Raw genomic sequence first — 25428 nt, forward strand, 5'->3', positions numbered from 1 at the left:
AGAGGTTATTTGAGATCTTCAACTTTCTGGATCACGTCTTCCGCTTGCTGCGCGTCACCTAGAATTTCATAATTCCGGCGCGCTGCCTCAAACCAGCGCACTGCTTCTACCTTATCCCCTAAATCCAGGTAAATTTCCCCCAATTCCGCCTGATACAAGGCTAATCCGTCGATCTCGTTCTCGTTTTGTGCCAGGGAGATGGCTTGTAGGTATTGCGACTCCGCCATTAAGGGTAGACCAATTTGCCGGCATAGTGCGCCCAGAAGACGATAGATGGCAGCCGTTTGTGTGCCGGCATCTACCACCGCAGACAGGTATTCAATCGCTTCCGCGAGCAAGTCATACTCAATATACAAATGCGCCAGGGTCAGCGCCTCCGATTCAGGCGGCAGACCTAGCGCCATGATGTCCGCCTGGGCTTTTTGCACAACCGTGGCTTCTGCTTCCGGCAACAGCAAGAATCCTAAACCGGGCACACCTTCTTCGCGCGAGGAACGATCATTATCCGTCTCCACAATCAGCAAATAGATTTCCCCCTCTTGCAGGGGCGGAACATCAGCGCCATTCACATACGTCTCGCTTGTTTCCGTCTCCCAATTAAGCCCAACAATGCGCACGGTGTACAGGGTTGCGCCCGGCGCCTCATGCCAGCGCAGCGTGGGTTGGCGCGTGAGTAAATGGGTCATACGCGGGCTAATGATGTATGGAATGAGGGGATCCGTATCCCCACGAGTCCCCCGGCTGCTGTCTTCCAGGTCTCCCAGTCGGGCAATGCCTCTGGGACAAATATCGCGCACGTCCAGGGTGACGCCTGCCGGCATTTCCCGGTAATCCCCATTTTCGCAGAGTAGTCGCGCATTCCCTCCCACGGACAGCGACAATATATCCCCGCGATGAAGAACCATATGCGGGGCAGCCGGCCTGGAATCCGTCCAATTTGCCCGCTTCACGGTGAGTTCCCCTTGCCAGTCAACAAGCAAATTCACGTCCTCTCGCGGCGAGACGCAGTGTGCGCCAATGGGGTAAATCCCCTCGGGAATCTGGAAAACGGTCATGTCTTCACATAACAACAAGGCGGCCATAGCGGGTTCAAGGCGTAATTCGTCACCGGCAAGCAGGTTTGTGCCGGGAGATGCCGGCACAAACTTCTCCATCCCCTCCGTCTTCCACTCAACCCGCCCTTCCTCTGCTAACAACAACAGGCCTGTCTCCGGTGCGGCAAGGGAGGAAGAAACTGCCGGCAATCCCGGACAAAGTAAACGATACGGCTCCCCCGGCAAATACATCTGCCATTCGCTCTCCGTCAGATTACGGTTCGCCATTTTGCAGGCCCGCGCTTCCCAGGCAGTCCAATCCTCTACGGATGGCAACAGCGGGGGATCAAGGAACCAAACCGGTATCACGCCATCAGGACTGGTGGCAACGAGGAACTTCCCATCCGCACTAAATACGACATCCCAGACCTCACCTTTGAGTACGGTTGTCGAAATGGGGGAAGCGTCCGGTTGGCCTGAATCCATCTGCCAGAGACGCACTTCTCCCTGCCGGCAAAAACCATACGCCTCTCTTTTCACGCAGCTACCGGCAGCCAACATCCGCCCATCCGGGCTGAGCGCCATGCCTGTAATTGCCGATGCTTGTTCCGCTAAAGGAATGCCATGATCATTATTACCGGATACATCGTACGTGTCTATCTGGCCATGATTGTTGCCAACCAACAATTGCGTTCCATCAACATTGAACACCAACGTTTTAATGCCAAACCCTTGCGACCACTGTTGCACAGGTTCTCGCGTCGCCACATCCCACAAAATGATCTGTCCATCCTCACCGGCCGATGCCAGCCAGTTGCCATCAGGATGGAAGGCAATCCGCCATACAGGAGCGACATGCGCCTGGGTCATGCTTGCCTGCTGTTGCAGAAGATCACTGGTCCAAAAAATGATCGCCCCATCGGCCCCGCCGGACACCAGCGTGGCCCCATTCGGGCCAAAGGCAACGCTGGAGACAACACCATGATGCCCCTGGGTGACAGAGCCTATTTGTTGTTGGGTGGTTACGTCCCAAAGCAGGATAGTTCCGTCCGCAATGCCGGCAGCCAGCATTTGACCATCAGGACTAAACGCCAAACTCCATACCCCTGCTTCCGATTCACTACCCCGTGGATGGCCCAGAGTCTGACCGGCATTCAAATCCCAAAGAATCAGGCTGCCATCCTCATAACCCGCGGCCAGGACCTGATCGTAAACCGCCAGACTCAGGGCAGGGGCAGGATGGTACAGAAACGTCCGCAAGCGAGAATTTTCCTGGATGGTCCGCTGAAGGTGTGAGAAGTCCGCAATTGCCAGGTTAACAAGAAGAGACGTGTCAAGTTGGTCCGTCGGGGGAAGAACAGAAGGATCAGCGTTAATCGTCGTTCGAATAGCGGGAACCGTCACGGTCACTATCGGATTGGATGGCTCCTTGCTTAAAACAAACAGGCTGACCAATATGAGCGCAAGAAATACCAAAATGATCGCCAGGAAACGATCCAGATACTGCTGCGACCGGGAATGACTCAGTACCAGATAAGTAACAAGGCCGGAAACACTGGTAATTGTCGCAATCAGCGGTTCGAAACCCGGCTCAAAAACAAGCCAGAGGACCGATAGGATTCCCGCCAGGAACACGACTATGCGCAATGTCCATTTCCAGGCCGTTTCATAAGGCTGTTCGTCCGTCTGCACCGGCGTCTCCGCCCGTGGCCGCGGAAGTTCCACATCAGATTCAGGACACAATTCAGCAAATGGAATGCCCCAAACAGACAAGGATAGAAAATTCAGATGATCGATAATCTCTGCTCTTTCAGATTTTAGATTGTTTGAGTCCCCAAATCGGCGCGCATGATTGATATTGTCCATCAAGCGCTGCTGGTAAACCAACGCTTCCTGGTAATGAGGGTGCTCTTTGCCCAGTTTTTTTAATAAGCACCGTAGATTAAGTTCATGGACAGATAACGGGTCATTTATAGTCATATGTAAATTCGGTAAGGCACATTGCCACTACTGGAGTAAGAAATCACCCTAAAATAAAAGGTTCTCCAGGAATTCGCGGAGAGTGGAGGCTTTAGCCGGAATATGTGCGCAAGAACCGGCCAAAGCCGCGACGCCAAACCCATATGTGGGGCAAACCCCGCGAAATCCGAATGAGCCAAATAAAACGGTGGATCGACCAGTTGTATCGCGCTAACGCACCTTATGTGCCGGAGCCAGTCGTCGCACAAACATGCATATTACTCTTGCCCATTGTCTATGAAAGTGGGAATCTGATCAACCCAAATGCAATTGCCGGCAGATAGAGGACAAGGTCATCAAGAAGACAATACTTCAAAAAAAGGAGACAGGCAATTGCCTGTCTCCTTTCTCAAGAGGAAGATATGTTACCGAAAAGGCGCGCCGCCTTTGCCTACGGTACGGGGGCGCAATTTTGCGCTACCACACCCGGTACCGCCGGATCATACACAAAGGAACAGATGGACGTCACCGGGGGATTGGTCGGAACGTAGTTGGTGTTGAAGGTGTTGGAGAAACATGCCGGCAAACCGGTCTGAACAGCTGTCTGGGACGTGCCGTTGGCGAAGTACAGCCGTACGAGCCAATACTTGTTGGTGTCGCCGGTGGAAACACTAAGGGAGAGATTTGGACTCAGAGTCACGCTCGTGCTAACGGGACTGCAACCGCCAATCACGGAAACGTTGTCAATGACGGTAACATCCGGGTCACCACCGCCACCGGAGTATCCCCAAAGACGAATGCCTGTCAAGGTCTTGTTCGGGTCCAGCCAGGAGGTCACATCAAACCGCTGCCAGTCAGCAGTCGGGAAGACGATGTTCTCATAGTAGGTGCCGTCCGAGTACAACAGGTCAACAGCCTGAATAGCGGCTTCTGGTTGACGGCTCCAAAAAGCAATACTGGTGATCTGGGTACCGGGGATGCCGGCAAAATCCTGCTGAATCCAATAATTGCCAATATCCGTCGCGCAATACGAACCGCTCTGACATCCGGAGTTGATCACGGACCACTGGTTATTGGTTGTGTACCAGGGAGCCAGGACGCCCGTTTCAAAACCAGGGTTCTGTAATACTTCGGCTGCCGGAGCAGCGGGCGCAACCGCATCGGCGCCCAGGAATGTAACTTCCATCGTATCCAGATTGACAATCGTGTTGCCACTACGCACGATACGATCAATCTGGGCATCATTGGCGACAGCCTGCTGGTGCGGCATAGCTACAAACAAGGCAAGCGCCATCAAGCCGAGTAACGTAAAAACTCTTGCGGAAACCTTCATTTTGTCCTCCATATTCAGTGAACTACTTGGGGTGAAAACTGCTGCATTGTACGCCTGTTCAGAAAAGGCGGCAAGGAGCAAAGAAATCAAAACAGTGCCTTTGGGGACATGCGTACGACAGGGGCGGGACAGGCAGCGCATCATCTATCTGGACAATGGCTAACGCCTTGTCTTCCGCCGGTCTCGCCTCCTTCATGACGCATGAGAGAAGTCGCGCCGTCTCTCCCTGCGCCGGATTGATTCTAAATTGGAGTTTGCCGGGGAAAAAGTGACAAATTCCGTCAAAATACACGATCTGTGTCATCTTATTCGAAGCCAGAATATAGGGCGCGACACATTAAGGAGAGGGTTGGGAACAAACCAAGAAGTTCAACTTCTCGGAGAAGTTGAACTTCTGAATGGTAAAACGCGCAAACAGGAGCGTGCTACAGCTTCAGGCGCGGGTCAAGGGCGTCCCGCAGACCGTCACCAAAGTAATTGAATGCCAGCGACGTGATGAAGATGGCAAATCCCGGATAGAAGGCCTTCCACGGCGCGGTGAACATGTCTTTCTGCACGTCTTGCAGCATGTTCCCCCACGTCGCCACCGGCTGCTGAATGCCAAACCCCAGGAAGCTCAACGCCGATTCGTAGATGATCACGCCGCCAAACCCCAGCGTGGCACTGACGATGATCGGCGGCAGCGCGTTCGGCAGCATGTGCCGCACGATGATGCGCAGGTCGGACAGCCCCAGTGCTTTCGAGGCTTCCGTGAATTCCTGGTTGCGCAGGCTCAGCACCATCGCCCGCGCCAGGCGGCACGACCCGGTCCACCCCAGTGTCACCAGGATGAGGACGATGACCACCGCTTGCCCCCACTCCGGCTTGAGGAACGGGATGGAGACGTTCCGCAACAGCGCCGAGAGGGTCAACAGTAGCGGTAGCCCGGGCAGGATGATGATGAATTCCACCAGCCGCTGGATCAGGTTGTCCACCAGGCCACCGAAGTACCCGGAGACGGCTCCGATGAAGATGCCTATCGTTTCCTGGAAGATGGTCACGGTGAAGGCGATGAATAGGGAGAGTTGCCCCGCCAGCAGCAGCCGCATGAGGACGTCCCGCCCCAATTCGTCCGTCCCCAGCGGATGTTCCACCGAGGGCGCGGCGTTGCGGTTCAGCAGGTCTTGCGTGTCTCGCGTGTACGGCATGTCTTGCTTCTGCGCGTAGTTGTAGTAGGTGCGACTCCCCATCACCATCGGACCGACGACCACGGTCAGCAGCATCAGCAGAATGACCACCAGGCTGGCGGTCGCCAGGCGATGCCGGCGCAGCCGGTTCCAATAGGTCAGTAACAGGGGTTCGGGTTTGCTCGTCAGCAGGGCTTCCGCCTGCAGGGCATCTACGTCTAGTTCGGCTACGGACATGATTCCTTCCTTCTGGTGTATGGTATGGGTTATGCGGTTTACTCGAAGCGGATGCGCGGGTCTACCACCGTGTACAGCAGGTCGCCCACCAGGGTGGCGACGACCACCAGGATGGCCGTGATGAACAGGTAGCCCATGACGATGGGCCAGTCGCTCTGCCCCAGCGCGGAGATGAACAACCGCCCCATCCCCGGATAGTTGAAGATGGTTTCGGTGAGGATCGCCCCGCCGAAGATGCCCGGTATCTGGAACACGACGATGGTGATGAGCGGGATGAGGGCGTTGCGCGTCGCGTGTTTCAGAATGACGACCCGCTCGCTCAGCCCTTTGGCCCGCGCCGTGCGCACGTAGTCTTGCCGCAGCACTTCCAGCATCGACGAACGCAGGAAGCGGCTCCACCCCGCCAGGTACAGCAGGCTGAGCATGATGGTCGGCAGGATCAGGTGGATGATGCGGTCCCCCAGTGACCCGGCGCTCACCCCCAGTACGTCCTGAATGCTGCCCGGCAAGATGCGCAGGTCCACCACGTTCCCCGTGGGGAAGAATGGCAGCCCCCAGTTCTTGAAGGTGAGTCCGAAGAGGATGACCAGCATCAGGCCAAACCAGAATGCCGGCATCGATATCCCAAAGAAGCTGAACGTCGTCACCGCGTAGTCCAGCGCCGAGTACTGCCGCACGGCCGAGATGATGCCGATGGGCACGGCGATCAGCAGCGAAAACAGCGTCGCCGAGGCCATCAGGATGCTCGTGTCCTTGATGCGCCCTTCGATGATGCCCATCACGTCCTGTCCCCGCGCCAGTTTCCACGACTTACCCCAGTCCCCGCGCACGATCCCCCGCTGACACGGATACCCCCGGGACGTATCTACCCCTTCGTTCGTCCCCCCCGCATCCCGGCATTGCGCCAACTGGAAGTCCGCCCATGTGCCCGTCACCGGCAACGTCTTGGCGTTCCCCGGGTTGCCGATGGCGTTCCCCAATTCATCAACCCAATCTTCCCCCGCAACCCAGGTCAAATACCCCAGCCACACCGGCCGGTTCAGCCCCAGGTTCGCGCGCATCACGTCGATCTCGTGTTCCGTGAAGCGGGCGCGGCGGTCTCCGCCCAGGTTGATGCCGGACAACGGGTCGCCCGGTGCGGCTTGCAGCAGCACGTAGATGGCAATGGTGGCTCCGAATACCACCATGATCATCTGTAGCCCTCGCCGAATGAGATAATTCGTCATATTTGTCTCCTCTGTTCGATTGGGTGTAAGTCTGGTCACCGCGAGTTGGTGGGTCTTATGTTAGAATACGATAAACACGAGCTGATTTCTGGCCTGTTTTTGTATCAAAAGTGTATTAGTTTGCCGGCATTTATCATGCTACCATCACCCTGACGAACCCAATTACTATGATTTGGCGACAGTAAAAGCGCAAATGGCCACCGACCCCTTCTTATTCGCGGAGATATTGAGCCAGTTTGTGGAGCGCTCTGGATACACGACCGGTCAGTTGAGCAAACTTGCCGGCATTCCCAAAGCCACCATCGTCAACTGGACTGAAGGACGTGTCAAGCGACCACGCGGACATGAAGACCTGCTACGCCTCCTCGCCGCCCTGCGCCTCTCCCCCACGGAAGCCAGCCGCCTGCTAGAAGCCGCCGGACACCCAGGTCTCGCCGAACTGCGCCTGCTGGCCCAAAACGAAGCCAACGTCGAACTCACGCATCTCCTTGCCTCCTGGACCACTCCCATCGCCGACACGCCCCCCCTCCCGGCCCCCTTCCAGGCCATCCCCGACCTCTCCTATTTTGTAGGACGCGCCACCCTCCTGGAACACCTCGCCAACACCCTCCTCAGCAGCCAGCAGGGGGCCGTTGTCACCCTATACGGTATGGCCGGCGCGGGCAAAACCACGCTCGCCGCACACCTGGCATACCAACTCCGCCCCCATTTCCCGGACGGCATTCTGTGGGCGCGCGTAGACATCTCCGACCCCATGTCCATCCTGAGTACATTCGCCAACGCCTATGGCGTGGACGCGTCCCCCTATGTGGACATTGACAGCCGCGGGCGCGTCGTGCGCGAACTGCTGGCCGCCAAACGCGCCCTAATCGTGCTGGACAATGTGGAACGGAGCGCGCAGGCGCAGCCGCTACTGCCTCCCACCACCCACTGCGTCGTCCTCATCACCACCCGCCGCCGCAATCTCTCCGTAGCGCGCGGCGGCGCACAGTTCCCCGTCGGCCCATTTAACGAAGACGGGCGGGAATCGCTGCAACTTTTCCGCAAACTGCTGGGAGAAGAACCGGACCCCGCGGTGCGCGAAAGCCGGCGCGCCATCGCCGCCGCCCTCGGCCATCTGCCCCTGGCGGTGGACATCGCCGCCAGCCGCCTGGCCTACGAACCCGGCTGGTCGGAATCCGCCTTCCTGCGCCGCTTGCGACAAGAACAGCGCCGCTTGCAGGAACTCGCCTTTGAAGACCAGAACGTGCGCCTCTCGTTGCACGCCAGCTACGATGGGCTATCGGCGGCAGCGCGCCAGTTTTTCGCGGCGCTGGGCGTGATCAGGGGGGAGGATTTTGGCCCGGAGGCGGCAGCCGTCATCAGCGCCACGCCATTGGAAGATGCGGAAGATCTGCTGCGGCAGCTCTTTAGCCTCTCCCTGGTACAGCAAGGACGTCCGGGACGGTATCAACTTCATCCACTCGTGCGCGCATTCGCGCGGGAGCAACTGTCGCCAGCCGCATGTCTTGACCACGAGCGGCGGCTGGCCGTCTACTACTTGACCTTTGCCGCCGCCCACGCGCGCGATATGCAGGCGCTGACCCTGGAGCAGGATCATCTGCTTAACAGCGTGCAAATTGCCACCGCCCAGGCTGAGGAGGACAGCCTCCCGGCAGACACGGCACTCCTATCCGTGCTCCCCGCCGGCGTCGCCGCCATTTACTCCTTTTGGGAAACACACGGCTACTACGACCTGGCGACGGAGCAATTGGGGCGTACGGAAAACGCACTGCGGCGGGGGGAACCAGCCCCGGCGCTCGTGCCCGTGCTGCGCGGGTTGGGGCGGTTGGCGCAGCGGCGTGGTCAATACGATGCCGCGGAAACATACTATGAGGAAGGGCTGACGCTGGCCCGCGCCCAGCCACCAGAACCGGAGAATGGTGCGGCATATGAGGCAAACGCGGCCCTGATCAGCGATCTACTGCGGAATCTGGGGGTATTGGCGGCGCGGCGCGGCGATTATGCGCTGGCGGATGCGTACTATCAGGAGGGTTTGGCGCTGGCGCGGGGGGTGGGGCAGAGCAACGTCGTCAGCAACTTGCTGCGTGGCCTGGGGGTGCAGGCGTTTATGCGCGGCGATTATGCGCGGGCGGAAGCGTTTTATGAGGAAGGGCTGGCACTGGCGCAGTCGGCGGGGGAGTTGGATTTGCGCAGCGGGTTGTATTGGGCGCTGGGGATGTTGGCGGAGGATCAGGGAGACCTGGGGGAGGCCGCGCGCTATTTGCACGCCAGCCTGGAGTTGGTGCGGCAGATGGGGCAGCGGGAACGGGAGACGGCGATCTTGCGCGATCTGGGGTTGATCGCGCTTGAGGAGGGGGATTTGCCGGCAGCCACGACCTGTTTGCGGGAGGCGATGGCATTGGCGCGGGCGCTGGGTCACTTTTCACGCCTGAGCGGTATCCTGCTGGCGCAGGGGGAGGTGCTGCTGCTGCGGGATGCGGGGGTCGAGGCGGAAGGGATGTTTGTGGAGGTGTTGGGAATGGCCAAAGATGCCGGCAATCAAGCCATGATGGCGGAAGCATTGTTTGGACTGGCCCGCGCCGCCGCCATCCAGGCCCGCTGGCCACAGGCGCAGGCGCACGCCGCCGCCAGCGTCAACCTGTTCAAGACCATCGGCCACCCCAAGGCCGCCGAAGTGATAATCTGGCAGCAGGCCCACGCCATCCAACCGCATCAGGTATAACCCCCCGTGGTGATCCGTCGCGCGGGGAGTTTTCGCACGGCTCCTTCTGGTCGGTATGAACAGTGCCGGCATCACGCCCGCCCCACCACCTCCCTGTCAGAGACAAGACCACGCGCCAATAATGCCGGCAGCCTGACCCAAAGCCCCCATCGTCCGTGAACGCCTGAGGATGTTCATTCCACATGGCACACTCCGTGCGTAAACAACGTTTGCAGTCCACCAACCCGCGTTCCGCCCCCTGTTTTCACGGCAACTTGACAATCATGGTGGGCTATGTTAAATTTTTTGAAACACCTAAATTCAGAGGTCAGTATGCCAAAAATCAATACCCTGGAGACAGGTTCGTCGGAACAACGAAATAGTCTGAACCATCAGGCGATTGAGGATTATTTGAAGACTATCTACATGCTCGCGGAGGAGGAATCGCCGGTGACGACCTCGCGCATCGCCGAGGCGCGCGATGTGAAGCCGGGGTCGGTGACGAGTATGATCCAACGATTAGCCCGGCTGCACCTGGTTAATTACGAGAAGCATTATGGGGTTACGCTGACGGAAACGGGGACGCGCATCGCCCTGGAGGTGATTCGCCATCACCGCCTGATTGAGCTTTTCTTGATGGAGGCGCTGGGCTTTGGTTGGGACGAGGTGCACGAGCAGGCGGATATACTGGAACATGTGATTAGCGAGAAGCTGGAGGAGCGTATTGCCGCGGCGTTGAACTACCCGCTTTTTGATCCGCACGGCAACCCGATCCCCAGCAAGGATGGGGTGATGGCGGTGGTGGAGGCGGAATCGTTGGCGGGGTTAAATGCCGGCACTTACGCCCGCGTCGCCTACGTTTTGAATGATGAAAATAGCGAAATGCTCCGCTACCTCGCCGAACTCGGCCTCACCCCCGGAACCATGCTCAAAGTCAAGCACGTCGCCCCCTTCACCGGCCCTATCACCGTCGTCATCGACAACGAAGACCGCATCGTCGGCCAGGCCATCGCCCAAGCCGTCATGGTCGAAGTCATTGAGTGAGGGGCATGGCGCGAGGAGCAAGGGACCGGCAAACCCACACACGCACACGCGCCACCCCTTGCCCCATATCCATGAAAGACGTATCATTTCACCCATTAACAACCACCAACCAACCACTATGCAAGGAACACTCATGAGCGAAACAGCCACCCTTCCTATTAGCGCGGACCTGCTGGAAATTCTCCGCTGCCCTCTGGCCGTTCAGGAAAAAGAAAAATACGGCGACGACCCGGGACGGCTGGAACTTGTGCGGAACACCTGGCTCGTCTGCGCCGACTCCGGGCTGAAGTACCCGATTCGGGATGGCATCCCCGTCATGCTCATCGAAGAAGGGGAAAAATGGAAAGACACACCCGTGGAAGACCTGCCCGTGCCCCCGCCGGCTGCATAGGGCGCGTCCGTATTTAAGATTGGAAATGACGGGTACACGGGAAGGGTTCTTGTGTATCGGCCAGGCCAAAGCTGATTTGGCGCGAACCCACAGGGAAACCTCTCGTCCTCATTTACCACCCAATTTGCCCCCTGGCAAGGAACACTTCATGAGCGCACAAATTCCCGAAGATTATTACGATTTGCTCGACAAGAACGTCGTCGTCGTCCTGGCGACCGTGATGCCGAATGGGCAGCCGCAGGCCACCCCCGTCTGGTGCGACCGCCACGGCAATCAGGTCTGGGTCAATTCCGCCCTGGGCCGGCAAAAGGACAAAAACATGCGCGCCCATCCCCAGGTAGCCATCACGGCCATTGATCCCACCAATCCGTACCGCTGGTTGGAGATTCGCGGCACGGTCGTTGCGTACGAGACAGGTTCGGCTGCCGAGGCGCACATTAACGCGCTGGCGCGAAAATACACGGACTGGGCCAGGTACCCGCTGCCCGAAGGCGAGCAGCGCTGCATCTACAAGATTGAACCAACGCGGGTGAATACCAGCAACCGCTGAAAAAAGCTCCCTTCAGGGAGCTTTTTTGACGTCGGCGGGAATTTCGCCATCCACGACACAGATTGGTATGGTTGCCAGGTTATGAAGACTGTCCTGCATATCGAAGATGATCCGCGCAATTTGCTGTTGATTCACCGTATCTTGGAGCCGCATCCTTACCGGTTGCTGGATGCCGGCACGGGTGAACAAGGGTTGGAGATCGCCAGCCGCGAACAGCCGGACCTCATCCTCATTGACCTCGGCCTGCCCGACATCGACGGGCAAACCGTTATCCTGCTGCTGCGCGAACTTCCCCACCTGGCCCATGTCCCCATCGTCGCCATCACCGCCTGGCCACGCGACACAGCGCTGGCCATGGCCGAGCGCTACGGATGCGACGGCTGCATCCTCAAACCGATCAACGTGCGCGAATTTCCCACGCAAATTGCGGCCTACATCCAATCATAGGCCCGACCGACAAGGGGATTCATCATGGCGCAGCCTCCGGGATTGGTAGTGGATGATCAACGGAGCCAGGGGGCTGCCGCGCCACAAAAGAGAGTGTCACCCTGAAAGCGCAACCTGCTGACCAGTTCAGCCTGGAGGAGCTTACCGAGCTTTATAACCAGACGCGCTCCGATTACATCGTTCCCATGCCTATGAGTGCGGCGCGTCTGGCGGAGTACATGCGCGTCTACGATGTGTCGCTATCCGCCTCCTGCGTCCTCACGGATGAGGCGGGACCATTTGGCTTGGGCATGTTGGGCGTGCGTCCGGGGCGGGCGTGGATCACGCGGTTGGGCGTGATCCCGGAGCGGCGACAGGCGGGCGCGGGGCGGGCAATCATGACTTTTCTGCTAGACGCGGCACGGGAGCGACAGATCGAAACGGTGTGGTTGGAGGTGATTAAGGGGAATATGCCGGCATTTCACCTCTTCCAACGATACGGTTTCCGCACAACCCGCGAACTCCTCGTCGTCCGCCGCTCCCCCATCCCCCGCGACTCCCCCGCCACCATCGCCAGCACCATCCGCGAGATCATCCCCCTCACCCGCGCCGACGTCCTGCCCCTCCTCGCCAACCGCCGCGAAAAACCCAACTGGCTCAACGAGACGGAATCCATGCACAACGTGGACCAACTCGAAGCTTTGATGGTTAAATGCCGGCATGGCGGCTACGGATGGGCCAGCTTCGACGTCGGCAAATTCCAACTCACGCGCATCGTCGTCGAAGTCATGGCCGGCGACCCCGTCATCGTCACCGCCGCCATCTTGCACGCCATTCACCAGCACCACCCGCGCAAAGACACCATGATCGAAAACATCGCCGCCGCCGACCCCAAATGGCCCGGTTTTCAGCGTGTCGGCTACTTCGACGCCTTCCGCCGCATCGAAATGGTGCGCCCATAAACACGTCAATGGCTGGGCGCAATAAAATTAGCGGCTGTCCGCAATAAAATTAGCGGCTGTCCGCAATAAAATTAGCGGCTGTCCGCAATAAAATTAGCGGAAATGGACGGACAGCCTGGCAGTGAGCGTCCAAAATGTCGTTCTCTCTGGAGATTGGACCGATTTCACGCACTCACTGACCATTTTCACCGGAGAAAATTGGTCCAGTCTGGCTTAGCCGTTACCATTCCTGGAGAATGAACCAACCTTGTCAGTACCGTCCGCGAAAAGTGTAAAGCCATTCCCGGAGGGTCGCCAAGTCATCACTCGCAAACAAGACAAGCTAATGACCCCAAACGACATCATCATCCCCACGCCCGCCGACGTCGCGCAGGCGGCCACCCACCTGGCCGGGGTGGTCAACCGCACCCCCGTCTTCACCTCCCGCACCCTCAACGCCCGCTGTGGGCGGGAAATTTTCCTCAAATGCGAAAACTTCCAGCGAGTAGGCGCATTCAAATTTCGCGGCGCCTACAACGCCATCAGCCACCTGACCGCCGCGCAGCGCGCGCGCGGCGTCATCACCCATTCCAGCGGCAACCATGCCCAGGGCGTGGCCCTGGCCGCCCGGCTGCTGGGCGTGCCCGCCTACGTCGTCATGCCCCACGACGCCCCTGCCGTCAAGCGCGCGGCCACCGCGGGATACGGCGCCACCATCATCCCTTGCGATGCCGCCGCACGCGAGCGCGTTTCCGCCGAACTGGTGCGCGCTCACGGCTACACACTCATCCACCCGTATGATAACGAATACGTCATTGCCGGGCAGGGCACAGCCGCCTGGGAACTGTTCGACGAAGTGGGCGACCTGGACCTGCTGTTTGTGCCCGTGGGCGGCGGTGGCTTAATCAGCGGCACGGCCCTGGCCACCGCCGGTCGCCGCCCCACTTGCCGCGTCATTGGCGTAGAGCCGGAAAAAGCCGCCGACGCCAACGAATCTTTCCGCACCGGCGTTATCCACACCCTGCCCACGGTGCCCGACACCATCGCCGATGGCCTGCGTACGCGATTCATTGGCCGGCGCAATCTCTCCATCATGCGCCAATACGTGGCGGACATGACCACCGTGAGCGAGGAGGCCATCCGCGAGACACTGCAATTCGTCTGGCAGCGGCTGAAGCTGATCATTGAACCCAGCGCCGCCGTCGCCCTGGCCCCTCTGCTGATGGGCACATTCTCGCAGCCGGGGCAGCGGGTGGGTGTCATTTTTAGCGGCGGTAATGTGGCGCTATACTTGAAAGAGTAAGAACATTGGAGGTTTGATTTTGTCCGATCCCACACGTGTGCTAATAGTTGATTCATTTGATAGTGCCGGCATTTCCCTCCTGCGCCAGGTAGCGAAAGTAGACATACACCCACACCTCAACTCCGGCGACCTGGCACAACAGATCGGCCCCTACCACGCCCTCATCGTCGGCAGCGACACCCATGTAGACGAGCGGCTGATCGAAGCCGCCTACAACCTGCGCGTGATCGCCTGCACAGGCAGCCGCCTGGACCAGATCGACGTCAGCGCCGCCCGCCTCATGGGCATCGAAGTGCGCTCCGGCGATGTGGGCAACTCCGTGGCCCTCGCCGAACAAACCATCAGCTTGCTGCTACGGCTGACCAGCCTCGGCCATCGCTTCTCCCTGGCCGACCGGCGCATCGGCCTCGTTGGGTTTGGCCGCGTGGGGCGTCAGGTTGCCAAACGCGCCCACGCCTTCGACATGCACATTCTGGTCAACCAGCCCCGCCTCACGCCCGAACTGGCATTGGCGGCGGGCGTGGAAGTCGCCGATCTGCCCGACCTGCTGCGCCAGGCGGATTTCGTCAGCCTGCACGTGCCTTTTAATGAGGAAACGCGCCACCTGATTGGCGCGGACGAGTTGGCCCTGATGCCGTCGGGTGCGTTTCTGGTGAATACGGCCCATGCCGGCATCGTCGATCTCCACGCCGTCGCCCAGGCCCTCAGCAGCGGACACCTGACCGGCGCGGCCCTCACCCTGCCCCCGGATTACGACTTCACGCATCCGCGCCTCATCCCCGTGCCCCCCCTTAACTGGGAAGAACACGACAGCCAGGCACGCGACCGCGACCTGGCGCGACAGGTGATTGACGTGCTGCGGGTGCAGCCGCCCAGCGACTCGCTTTCCCTCAAAATCGTGCCCAGCGAGCGCGTCATCCCCCACGAATACACCGACGACAAGCGCGTCGCCCGCCTCATGGAAGGGCTGGAAGCGGAAGGCCGCCTCGTGAACCCGCCTATCGTGGCCGAATGGGGCGAGCAGTATATCGTTCTCGATGGCGCCACTCGCTCCACCGCCCTCAAACGTCTCGGCTTCCCCTACACCGTGGTCCAGGTCGTGCCCACCGACCGGGAAGGCTTCGGGCTGCACACCTGGTATCACGCCGTCTCCAGCGAAGCTCCTTTCGCGGAGCTGGTCGCCCGGCTGCGCGACCTGGCCGGTTTGCGCCTCACATCCATCTCCGCGGACCAGGCGCATCTGGCGCTGCAAGAGCGCAACGCTCTTTGCTACTTTCTCAATCAGGATGGCTCGGCGCTGTTGGCGGAAATCGTGTCTGAGGGGTCGCGGTTGGGTATGCTGAACCAGATTGTCCATGCCTATACGGTTTGGGGCAGCGTGGAACGCACGCTGACGACAGACCTGGGGCGGCTGCTGGGGCAGTATCCGCAGATGCAAACGTTGGTGGTTTTCCCGCAGTTCAGCCCGGAAACGGTGTTTGAAGTAGCCAGTCGCGGGGATTTAATGCCGGCAGGTCTCACCCGTTTCATCATTCCTGGCCGCATCCTCCGCCTCAATCTCGACCTGGCGCACCTGAAGCAAGACGAACCCCTCGCCGCCAAACGCTCCTGGTTCAACCAGTTCCTGGCGGAAAAACTCGCCCGCAGCCGCCTGCGCTACTATCAAGAACCCGTTATTTTGTTGGACGAGTAGTGTCTTGTTAACGTACCGCAGTCTGGCGAAACCCCCATATGGTAGCCGGAGTCGCGGCGTTAGCCGGCTCAAACCCCCATATGGGGGTCGGCTGAAGCCTCCACGCCCAAAACGCCAGTGTCCAGTAACGATTCTTCCTGGAAGCTGTTTATGAGGCGACTCTGGCCTGGAAGTGAGCTTCCAGAAAGGTTTCAGACAGAACAGTAGGAATGAAGGCGCAAAGGTGAATTTGTGTTATTTGTGATAGATTGGACCAATTTCACGCGCTCAATAGCCATTTTCACCAGAGAAAATTGGTCCAATCTTTTGTGAGACAGTTTTCTGGAGGACAGCCCATGTCAGGAATGGATGAGACGACCGATTTTGACCCGCTTTGGGACTATGACCATCCGGCACAGACGGAAACCCTGTTTCGGGAACGGCTGGCGGAGGCTGCGCCACACACCTCCTACACAGCGCAACTCCTCACCCAGATCGCCCGCACGCAGGGGCTACAGCGCCAGTTTGCCGCCGCGCACGAGACTCTGGACACGGCGGAAGCGATGCTGCAACCCGACTGGCCGCGCGCCCGTGTTCGTTATCTGCTGGAACGAGGTCGCGTCTATAACTCCGCCAGACACCCCGAGGAGGCTCGTCCCTTGTTCCTGACTGCCTGGGAAGAAGCCTCAGCCGCCGGCGAAGATTTCTACGCCATCGACGCCGCGCACATGATGGGCATTATCGAACCGCCCGCCGCGCAAATGGCATGGAATCTGCAAGCCGTGGCTCTGGCGGAACAAACCAACGATGCCCGCGCGCGAAACTGGCTTGGCTCCCTTTACAATAACATGGGCTGGAGTTGGCACGACCAGGAGGATTACGTGCAGGCGCTGGCCTATTTTGAGAAGGCGCTGGCCTGGCGCAAACAGCAGGGCGGACGCGCGCAGATTCGCATTGCTCGCTGGTGCGTGGCGCGCGCGCTGCGCTCTCTGGGCGAAGTCGAAACGGCGCTGGCGATGCAGCGGGAGTTGATGGCCGAGTACGAAGCAGCCGGCGAACCGGGGATGTATGTGCTAGAGGAAATCGCCGAATGCCTGCACGCGCTACAACGCAACCCGGAAGAAGCCCGCCGTGCATTTGCCCTCGCCTATGCTCAACTTTCACAAGACCCGTGGCTCGTCGCCAATGAGCCGGAACGCCTGGCACGGCTACGACAATTGGGTGGGGTCGAGTAACCGGGGGGGGTCCAGGTGAGGTTGAACGGACTCGGCTTTTCATTCCCACAACCCCTTCGTAGTCCGATTTTCCAAATCGGACAACCCGCTTCCCCGGCGTGGATTCCTGGGGAAGCAGGGAGGACAGGCGCCCCTCCATGTTTTTTCGCCGGAAATGAAGCGCACGCTTGACCAGATGCCGGCACAAGTCATAACCCATTCCCAGTCTGGCACGGCTGGCACTTCGGGAGTGGGCGGTTGCCGTGTTCAGGTTTCTTTATCCGCATGGACGGGTCGCAGCAGCCAACCCGTCTTTTTTTGTTTGCGGAGGACGATCCACCAGACGAAGAAGGCGGTGGTCGCCACGGTAATTGCCGGCATGAAAAATGCCGGCATCTTCCCCGACAAATCCAGCACCACTCCCGCGCCAGGGAAGCTCCCAAACCCGAAAAATGCCGGCAGCCGGAACCAATAGTAGCAGGATACAGCGGCGGCGGAGAACAACCTGACAAGAACGTTTGCCGGCACAAACCGGCGTAACGCCAGAAACAACAGCGTCGTGACGACCAACCCGAACAGCGGAGGCACAAAAATCGCCAGCAACTGCCGCGGGTTAATCGCGCTGGAGGTACTGGGGACCTGGAACCATCCCCAGACAAATCCCGGAAACGCCCCAACCATCATAACCCCCGCCAGCCTATCGTGAACCGTCGTCTTCACGGATAGAAGATGCAGGCCGGGCGTTATATCCGGGCAAGGCGTAACACAGCGGTAGCACTCCTGGCAAAAGATATTGGGTAACGACACGCTGTTGCGCGACCCATACAGCTTTTCCACCGGGTAGATGGGGCATAAACCGGCGCACCAGGCGCTTTTCCACTCATAACGGATGCCGACAAAGACCGCTATCGTTGCCAGCCCCATGATCAGGAAAGCGGTAGCCAGGCCATTCGTGTCAAATATCGCGTGTCGCAATGGGACCAGGATAAACAAGGCGATGACGGCGACCAGGTTAAGGCGGCTGATCTGTGCCCTGGTCAATCTCTTGCGGCGCGCAAAACCGCGGCGACTCGGAAACAGCGCCGTGGTCGCCATGGGGCAGAGGTTGCGCCACGCGCCAGTAGCCAGAACCAGGATCGCCGGAGCGAGGGTGATCAAGATATTCCAAAACAGATTGAGGCCGACGGCAGCGTGGAAAATCAGGTTATAGAGAATGTAAAGGCCTACCAGCCAGGATGCGATTTGCGCCACGCGCCAGATGTAAATCGATGGCGGCAATTGCCGCTGTCGTTTTGGGTTGAAATTCCCCATGACATTATCTTCTTTTGGGTTTTTGCCGGCACATGAACAACAAAAGGCAGTCGTCCGCGAATTGCAAACCGCATTCTACCGGATGTTTCTGGCATGACAAGTGAAATGCCGGCATCTTTCCCCCACCCCGCCAGGTTAACACATCCTTAAGTCCCGCCCCTCCTCTCCCCCAAAAAGAGCAAATCCGGTCCGCAAAAGTCATAAAGTTTGTGGAAGTAAACGCATCCGGCGGCACCGCTGCCATCGCTTCTGAAAACACAGGGAGAAAAACGTGGACGAATACTGGGAGAATGGACGACTGAAAAAGAACGGGGACACCGGCGATGAGTACTACGTCGACGGACAGTTGAAGAAAAATGGGGCCTCTGGCGATGAATACTATCCCGATGGGCGGCTGAAAAAGAATGGGGATACAGGGGATGAATATTACGCCAGCGGGCGGCTGGCAAAACTGGGAGATGGCAGGAAACCTTCCCCGGACGAAAAGAAAAAAGGCTAACGCGGACGTAACAATTCACGACCACCTTCCCGGAAGCTGTTTCGATGCCAAATGAACGGAATAATGCGGCGTTTTGAGCTTGAAATCGAGCTTCCGGGAAGATATCTGGGACCATATACCCTAGAGGCTGAATAGATACACGCGGACACACTATCCACAGGCTCCGGCAATGCTCAACTTGGGATAATGCAACGCAGGGTGGCATGGTCCGGAATCCTATGGCGACAAAGGAGCGGCGGTTTCGCCATGCCATCGCACCCTTTTGCCACCGGCAAAGGGGCGAGACAGGCGGGTGACGGCGTGTTGGTCGTTATTCAGACGGCGCCCGTCCCGGCCCCGCTATCAAGCGTCAAAATGGGAATAGTCGCGGCCCACCGAACCTTTTTGACAAAACGTGTGTTTCAAATAGGTTGCTCAGGCTGCCCGCGCCGTAGGACAATTTGCCTAACTTGTCCCTTCACGGCGGAGGGCAATTCAGCGAATTGTCCTACAGCAAGCCACAGTCAACTGAAATGAAAACACCCTTTGACAAATATGGAGTAACTATCTATAGTACGCATGTCATGCCAGATGTAACCTTCTCGTCACGGCTCCCCCCGGAGGCGCGGCGCACTTACAAACCAGATCTTTGTCACGCGCACTCTGGAAAAGTGTACTGGAGTTTGGCGAATTCCACATAGGGTGATCGGAGTCGAGGCTTTAGCCGGGTCAACCCCCATATGTGGACCGGCTGAAGCCTCTACTCCAAAAACGCCAGAGTCCAGAAGTGTATTGCACTTGCACCGTTGGACGTCTTGAAAATAGACGGCACAAGGCTTCAACCAAGTGAGTGTCTAGCAAGGCTCCCCCTTTTCAGATTGGTTCATTCTTGGAGAATGAACCAATCTTGGAGAGAACTAAATTCTGGACGCTCACCAACACTGACGTCGACACGCCTGGCCAAGACTGTCCTGAAAACAGACTACAAGAGTCTCGAACGAGCTTTGACATCATTTTGCCCGGCCAGGACTTTTGTCGTCTTTCATCCAACGTGGCGGCGGACAGCGCCATGATGGACTTCTTTGTCTTTCTCACTCAATTGAAGCAACCAACTGAATATCTTTGTTGATGGCAACCCGTTTTATGGGGCGTGTACGACCGAACCGAATGAAACCAACATGTGGAAGATGCTCACAAGACTCACAATCCAGAGCGATTCCGCCCACATGCCATTCCCAGCATCCAGCAAGGAGTCACCCATGCGCGGGGCACACCACGATGGATAGAATTTATCAAGATCTCGCGGAGTGCGCGGGTTTTGCTTCGTCCGCGTTTTTCCGCGTCCCCCCCTTGATGGATAGTTCAGAGGCGGCGCTTCTGATCACTGCCCGCTATCCACTGACCCCCATTCTTAGTAACCGCCCGAAAATAACTTCACGCTTTTTTACGGACGGTTACTGACAAGCTATTCATGATAGCCGCTGTCCGCACATTTCCGCTGATTTAATTGCGGACGGCGACTTAAAGGAGGTGCTATGTCCAGTTGTTCAATCGTAACTGCTAGGCCAGATTGAACCCATTTTCTCTGGTGAAAATGGCCATTGACTACGTGAATTTGGTCCAATCTCCAGAGAACGTTAGTGGTTGCGTTCAATCAAGATGATTCCCAAGTGCCAAGAAAGCTGTTCCCACCCAGACAAGAAAGGAAAAAGTGTCATGTCAAAAATACGGGTCTTGTTTTTTGGTTCGCTCTTGACTTTAACGTTGTTGTTCACCCAGGTTCTGGCAACTCACGCAGATGCGCCCGCACTTCTTGGCGCGGAAAAGGCTGCCGCCGAAAACAATTGTAGCCTGCTGGACAACCCCGCCGCCCGCGAGCGCATGGGTGGCATGTTCGAGACCAAACTGCTGCTGGCCTGTGGCCGCGCCAATGAGCTGGGCCAGGTCAGCGCCCCCATGACGCCGGAAACCGCCGCCCTCCTCGGTGGCGTGGACGTACAAGTGAATAACTCCACCGGCGAGACGGGCACGGCCACGACCCAAAGCGAAACCACCATCGCCGTGAACGAAAACACCGGCACCATCTGCTCCGGCTACAACGACGGCTACAGTGGCGTCGTGCAGGGTCAGGGGTACACCGGCTTCAGCCGCTCCACCGATGGCGGCGCCAGCTTCGTGGACGGCGGCGCATTGGGCAGCCGCTCCTTTGGCGACCCCAGCCTCGTCTGGCGCAAGTCGGATGGCTACTTCTACTTCGCCGCCCTGGACCAGAGCGGTCTGGGTATCTGGCGCTCCACCAATGACTGCGCCTCGTTCCAGTTCCATGCCCTGATTCACAGCGGCGGCGGGGACGACAAAGAGCTGATGGCCGTGGACAATACCCCGGCCAGCCCGCACTATGGCCGTCTCTACGTTGCCTGGACCGACTTCAATGCCGGCGCGCGCATCTTCAGCACCTACTCCGACAACGGCACCAACTGGTCCACGCCCGTGGCCTTGAGCGCCTCCGGCGTGGATGTCCAGGGCGCCTGGCCCACCGTCGCCCCCAACGGGGACGTGTACGTGGGTTGGGTGCGTTGGAATCCGTACTCCTCCGGTCCGATTGACATCGAAATCGCCCGCTCCACCAACGGCGGCGTCTCCTACAGCCTGGTCACGAACCCCATGACGGGTCAGGTCAATCCGCGCGCCGCGACGCCTACCGCCAGTTGCGGACGTCCGGCGTTGAACGGCAACATCCGTTACCTGCCCTCACCGCAAATCGCCGTTGGCCCCAATGGCAACCTGCACGCCATTTACTCCTACGACCCCGATGGCTACAACACCGGTGACGTGGTTAACGTGTACTATCGTCGTTCCACGGACAATGGCGCCACCTGGCAGCCAGAAATCCTGTTGAACGATGACGGCACCACCCGCGACCAGTATCAGCCCACCTTGAGCGTGAGCGCCACCGGGCGCGTCGTCGCCGGCTGGTATGACCGGCGCAATGATGGCAACAACCTGCTCTTCCAATACTACATCCGCGTTTCCGAGGATGGCGGCGTCACCTGGCAACCCAGCCAGTTGATCAGCGACGTGCAGTCCCCCATCTACCTGGACCCGAACCTGGCCACCTGCTACCACGGTGACTATGACACCCAGACGCAGGTTCCCGGCTTTGGCTACATCCAGTGGTCGGATGACCGCAACGTCGTCAGCGGCCACCAGGACCCGGACGTGTGGTTCGACAAGCAGGCGTTCTCCCCGGACTTCACGCTGGACGTGACGCCCGCGAATCGCAACATCTGCGTGCCCAACAATGCGGTCTATAACGTAGCGGTCGGCCAGGTGTTGGGCTTCACCGACCCGGTGGCGCTGAGCGCCAGCGGCGTGCCCACCGGCTACAACCCGTACTTCAGCACCAACCCGGTGATCCCGCCCGGAACCAGCTACCTGGTTCTGGCCGGCTCCAGCGCGGCTCCCGGCAGTTACACCATTGATGTTTCCGGCACATCCACGACCGGAACCAAGACCAAGTCGGTGGATCTGAACCTGTTCACCGCCGCCCCGGGCGCTTCCCCGCTGGTTTACCCCATGGCCAACGAGCAAAACGTATCGGTGACGCCAACCTTTGACTGGGACGCCCCGGCTCAGGGTTTGCAGTACCTGATCATCGTGAAGAACCTGACCACCGGACAACTCGTTTATGGGGTCACGACCGACACGAGCTACACGTTTGCCGCGCCGTTGGACACGCTCACCAACTACTTGTGGTCTGTGCGCGCTTACAACGCCTGCGGTGCCGGCAGTTTCTCCGCGCCACGCTACTTCCGCACCCAGGAATTCGCGCCCGTCTGCCCGCCTGATGCCTACGGCTACTCCTGCACCGACTCCAATTCCGGTCCGGTGTCGTACAACTTCGAGGACATCTCCGGAACGGGCACGTCGTTGACGCTCGGTGATGATCAGGTGAGCGTGGCGATCCCCACAGGGTTCACCTTCAACTACTATGGCACGGATTACACCAGCATTTACGTCAGTTCTAATGGTTTCCTGACGGTGAACGCGGGTTCGAGCAGCGGCTGCTGTTCCGGGCAGCAACTGCCGAATTCGGCGACGCCGAACGGCGTCATCTCCGGCTGGTGGGAAGATCTGAATCCGGCCGCGGGTGGGACGATTCACTACCAGACGTTGGGGACGGCTCCCAACCAGCGTTTTGTGGTACAGTTCACCAATGTGCCGCACTATCCGAGTGGCAACCTGGTGACGATGGAGTTCAAGTTGTTCGCCAACAGCAACAACGTTGAGGTCCACTACATGAATGCGCCTTCGGATGGCGGGAACCATTCTGCCGGCATTGAAAATCAAGGCGGCACGGTGGGTCTCTCCTACTACTACGGCAATGCTCCGCTGGCGTCGTCGCTGGCAGTGTGCTACCTGTATCCAGGTTACACCACCTGCGGCAACGGCGTAGCGGTGCAACCCAAGTAGGGAAACACACCGACGCCGGGACAATGCAACTGGTGAACTGCCGGCATTCCCTGCGAGAGTAGGACGCCGATGAACGCGGAAACGCGCGGATAAATCAAAAATCCGCGAAATCTATGATGATGTGCCACCGTTCACGGCGTCTCCATTGACATAAAACAAAGGCCTGCGGAACTGTATTTCAGCTTCGTGGGCCTTTGTTTCAGGAAAGCAGGCGGGCGGGACGCCAGCGGCGGACAGAATTGATGAGGTAGATGGCCTGGCAGCGGTTGAGATCTGCGGGGGTGAGGGTGCGCTCCTGAAGCGGGAGGCCGTTGGGGGTGGGCGTCAGGGGGTCGCGGCGGAGGAGGCTGGCGCGAAGGGTGCCGGGAAGCAGGCCGCAGGTGACGGGAGGCGTGGCCAGGACGCCGTCCAGTTCGAGGACGATGTTGGCGGTGGTCGTTTCCGTCAGTTCGCCGCGCTCGTTCCACAGCAACACGTCGTCGCAATCGGGACGGGCGGCGCGGGCGGCGTCATAAACGGCGCGGTGCGTCGTCTTGTGGTACAGCCAGACATCGTTGCTGTCGATGGACGTGGGCGACAGGCCGATGGGTATGGTTTCGGATGCCGGCATGAGCGCTAACGGCTCGTGCATGATGTGTGATTCGCCCGCCGCGCCCACCAGCAGCCGTACTTTGCAGCGCCCGCGCAGATGGACCGCGTAGCGCATCAGCGCCCGTTCGATACCGGGCAGGTCAAGCGGAATCGCAAAATAGGCGGCGGAAGCAGAGAGGCGCGCCAGGTGGTCAGGCAAAAGGAAGTAACCGTCCCTCTCGTCCCACAGCAGCGATTCCAGCAGTGAAAAGGGGGGACGCCGGGCAGTCAGCACCCGCGCCTTGAGCAGGCATTCCTCCCACTCGCCGGCAGCGTCAGAATCCCATACCACGCCGCTGCCAACGCCATAAATGGCTTGCTGCCGCGAGCGATCTACAACGACGGTGCGAATGGCGACCTGGAACCGAGCTTTCCGCCCGGGGGCGATGACGCCGATGCTGCCCGTGTAGACGCCGCGCGGCTGCGGCTCCAGGTCGCGGATCAGCTCCATGGTGCGCACTTTGGGCGCACCGGTGATGGACGCGCAGGGAAACATATGCGCCAAAATATCGGTTACGGGAGCGTCGGTGGTGGCCGTCACGGTGGACGTCATTTGCAGAATGGTGGGATACCGCTCCACGGTAAACAGATGGGGCACGCTCACGCTGCCCGTGCCGGCAATCCGCCCCATATCATTGCGGATCATATCCACGATCATCACATTCTCGGCCCGGTTCTTTTCCGACTGCGCCAGCCAGGCCATGTTGGCTTCATCTTCCTCCAGTGTGCGCCCGCGTGGGGCGGAACCCTTCATCGGGCGGGATGTCAGGCGGTCGCCATCCAGGCGGAAAAAGAGTTCCGGCGAAGCGGAACAGATGGCCCACTCGCCGTTGTCGAGGTAGGCGGCGTACTCTCCCTGTTGCGCGGCGGCCAGGTCCACGAAGAGGGCGTAGGGGTCTCCGGCAAAAGGGGCGTGGAGCGGAAATGTGTAGTTGATCTGGTAGGTTTGGCCGCGGGCGATGTGGGACTTTATCCGACCGATGCCGGCATGGTAGGCTGCCGGGGTCAGCACGGGCTGCCAGGGGCCGATCTGGTAGGCGGCGGCAGCGGGGGAGAGCCGGGGGAGGCGGGTGGGAGCGTCGAAGAGGCCAAACCAGAGCCAGGGCAATCCGCCGGGCAGTTGGTCCGCGCTGTAGACGGTCAGCCCGAAGGCGGCGGCGGCTTCGTAGGCGAGGAATCCGGCGGCGTATTGTCCATTTTGATTCACGGCGGTTTCGATGGCCTGGAGTGCCGGCATTACCCCCTCCACCCCATCAGCCACCACAACGCGCCGCGGCCGCTGAAACAACAGCCAACCATCGCCAACCTGGATCATCACCCGCGCAGCCATCAGTAT

18 protein-coding genes are annotated in these 25428 nt (G+C 59.2%); 12 read left to right on the plus strand and 6 right to left on the minus strand.

Features of this window, described 5'->3' with window-relative positions:
* Positions 1-5: 5 nt before the first annotated feature.
* The 4 genes from H6650_11025 to H6650_11040 form a co-directional block, all read right to left on the minus strand.
* A complete protein-coding gene (locus H6650_11025; GenBank protein ID MCB8952535.1) occupies positions 6-2294 on the minus strand; it encodes a tetratricopeptide repeat protein in 2289 nt (762 codons plus the stop codon).
* Positions 2295-3444: 1150 nt separating this feature from the next.
* On the minus strand, positions 3445-4416 hold the full coding sequence (locus H6650_11030; GenBank protein MCB8952536.1) for a hypothetical protein: 972 nt from the start codon (positions 4414-4416) through the stop codon (positions 3445-3447).
* Between the two features lie 335 nt (positions 4417-4751).
* Entirely contained in the window at positions 4752-5729 is a 978-nt protein-coding gene (locus H6650_11035; protein ID MCB8952537.1) for an ABC transporter permease, read from the minus strand.
* A gap of 38 nt (positions 5730-5767) precedes the next feature.
* Entirely contained in the window at positions 5768-6955 is a 1188-nt protein-coding gene (locus tag H6650_11040; protein MCB8952538.1) for an ABC transporter permease, read from the minus strand.
* Positions 6956-7148: 193 nt separating this feature from the next.
* Here H6650_11040 and H6650_11045 point away from each other — a divergent pair, with 193 nt between their 5' ends.
* The 10 genes from H6650_11045 to H6650_11090 all read left to right on the plus strand — a co-directional run bounded on the left by H6650_11045 (position 7149) and on the right by H6650_11090 (position 17221).
* Positions 7149-9680, plus strand: coding sequence for a tetratricopeptide repeat protein (locus tag H6650_11045; GenBank protein ID MCB8952539.1), 2532 nt, complete (start codon positions 7149-7151; stop codon positions 9678-9680).
* Between the two features lie 6 nt (positions 9681-9686).
* Positions 9687-9839: a hypothetical protein gene (locus H6650_11050; protein ID MCB8952540.1), complete on the plus strand. Its 153-nt coding sequence runs from the start codon at positions 9687-9689 to the stop codon at positions 9837-9839.
* 153 nt (positions 9840-9992) lie between these two features.
* Positions 9993-10703 carry a metal-dependent transcriptional regulator gene (locus tag H6650_11055; GenBank protein ID MCB8952541.1) on the plus strand — a complete coding sequence of 237 codons (711 nt, stop codon included), beginning with the start codon at positions 9993-9995 and terminating at the stop codon, positions 10701-10703.
* 133 nt (positions 10704-10836) lie between these two features.
* The gene (locus H6650_11060; protein MCB8952542.1) at positions 10837-11094 is read left to right on the plus strand and encodes a Trm112 family protein; all 258 of its coding nucleotides are present in this window, start codon (positions 10837-10839) and stop codon (positions 11092-11094) included.
* Positions 11095-11242: 148 nt separating this feature from the next.
* On the plus strand, positions 11243-11644 hold the full coding sequence (locus tag H6650_11065) for a PPOX class F420-dependent oxidoreductase (protein ID MCB8952543.1): 402 nt from the start codon (positions 11243-11245) through the stop codon (positions 11642-11644).
* Between the two features lie 81 nt (positions 11645-11725).
* Positions 11726-12091, plus strand: coding sequence for a response regulator (locus tag H6650_11070; GenBank protein MCB8952544.1), 366 nt, complete (start codon positions 11726-11728; stop codon positions 12089-12091).
* A 191-nt stretch (positions 12092-12282) separates the two neighbouring features.
* Entirely contained in the window at positions 12283-13032 is a 750-nt protein-coding gene (locus H6650_11075) for a GNAT family N-acetyltransferase (protein ID MCB8952545.1), read from the plus strand.
* Between the two features lie 325 nt (positions 13033-13357).
* The gene (locus tag H6650_11080; GenBank protein ID MCB8952546.1) at positions 13358-14314 is read left to right on the plus strand and encodes a pyridoxal-phosphate dependent enzyme; all 957 of its coding nucleotides are present in this window, start codon (positions 13358-13360) and stop codon (positions 14312-14314) included.
* Positions 14315-14333: 19 nt separating this feature from the next.
* Positions 14334-16007: a hypothetical protein gene (locus tag H6650_11085; protein MCB8952547.1), complete on the plus strand. Its 1674-nt coding sequence runs from the start codon at positions 14334-14336 to the stop codon at positions 16005-16007.
* A gap of 335 nt (positions 16008-16342) precedes the next feature.
* Complete coding sequence (locus tag H6650_11090) at positions 16343-17221, plus strand: hypothetical protein (GenBank protein MCB8952548.1); 879 nt, start codon at positions 16343-16345, stop codon at positions 17219-17221.
* A 246-nt stretch (positions 17222-17467) separates the two neighbouring features.
* On the opposite strand, the gene H6650_11095 is transcribed toward H6650_11090, so the two are convergent.
* On the minus strand, positions 17468-18511 hold the full coding sequence (locus H6650_11095) for a hypothetical protein (GenBank protein ID MCB8952549.1): 1044 nt from the start codon (positions 18509-18511) through the stop codon (positions 17468-17470).
* Between the two features lie 271 nt (positions 18512-18782).
* Between H6650_11095 and H6650_11100 the strand changes: the two genes are divergently transcribed.
* On the plus strand, positions 18783-19010 hold the full coding sequence (locus tag H6650_11100) for a hypothetical protein (protein MCB8952550.1): 228 nt from the start codon (positions 18783-18785) through the stop codon (positions 19008-19010).
* A gap of 1695 nt (positions 19011-20705) precedes the next feature.
* Entirely contained in the window at positions 20706-23462 is a 2757-nt protein-coding gene (locus tag H6650_11105; protein MCB8952551.1) for an exo-alpha-sialidase, read from the plus strand.
* Positions 23463-23661: 199 nt separating this feature from the next.
* Here H6650_11105 and pabB read toward each other — a convergent pair whose 3' ends face one another.
* On the minus strand, positions 23662-25422 hold the full coding sequence (gene pabB, locus H6650_11110) for an aminodeoxychorismate synthase component I (GenBank protein ID MCB8952552.1): 1761 nt from the start codon (positions 25420-25422) through the stop codon (positions 23662-23664).
* Positions 25423-25428: the final 6 nt, after the last annotated feature.

The organism is Ardenticatenales bacterium, assembly GCA_020634515.1.
Taxonomy (GTDB): domain Bacteria; phylum Chloroflexota; class Anaerolineae; order Promineifilales; family Promineifilaceae; genus JAGVTM01.

Excerpts from the sequence above, each read along its gene's own strand:
- H6650_11035 (MCB8952537.1), bottom strand. The coding sequence starts at position 5,729 with ATGTCCGTAGCCGAACTAGACGTAGATGCCCTGCAGGCGGAAGCCCTG.
- H6650_11040 (MCB8952538.1), bottom strand. The coding sequence starts at position 6,955 with ATGACGAATTATCTCATTCGGCGAGGGCTACAGATGATCATGGTGGTA.
- H6650_11045 (MCB8952539.1), top strand. The coding sequence starts at position 7,149 with ATGGCCACCGACCCCTTCTTATTCGCGGAGATATTGAGCCAGTTTGTG.
- H6650_11055 (MCB8952541.1), top strand. The coding sequence starts at position 9,993 with ATGCCAAAAATCAATACCCTGGAGACAGGTTCGTCGGAACAACGAAAT.
- H6650_11060 (MCB8952542.1), top strand. The coding sequence starts at position 10,837 with ATGAGCGAAACAGCCACCCTTCCTATTAGCGCGGACCTGCTGGAAATT.
- H6650_11065 (MCB8952543.1), top strand. The coding sequence starts at position 11,243 with ATGAGCGCACAAATTCCCGAAGATTATTACGATTTGCTCGACAAGAAC.
- H6650_11070 (MCB8952544.1), top strand. The coding sequence starts at position 11,726 with ATGAAGACTGTCCTGCATATCGAAGATGATCCGCGCAATTTGCTGTTG.
- H6650_11075 (MCB8952545.1), top strand. The coding sequence starts at position 12,283 with ATGAGTGCGGCGCGTCTGGCGGAGTACATGCGCGTCTACGATGTGTCG.
- H6650_11080 (MCB8952546.1), top strand. The coding sequence starts at position 13,358 with ATGACCCCAAACGACATCATCATCCCCACGCCCGCCGACGTCGCGCAG.
- H6650_11090 (MCB8952548.1), top strand. The coding sequence starts at position 16,343 with ATGTCAGGAATGGATGAGACGACCGATTTTGACCCGCTTTGGGACTAT.
- H6650_11095 (MCB8952549.1), bottom strand. The coding sequence starts at position 18,511 with ATGGGGAATTTCAACCCAAAACGACAGCGGCAATTGCCGCCATCGATT.
- H6650_11105 (MCB8952551.1), top strand. The coding sequence starts at position 20,706 with ATGTCAAAAATACGGGTCTTGTTTTTTGGTTCGCTCTTGACTTTAACG.
- pabB (MCB8952552.1), bottom strand. The coding sequence starts at position 25,422 with ATGGCTGCGCGGGTGATGATCCAGGTTGGCGATGGTTGGCTGTTGTTT.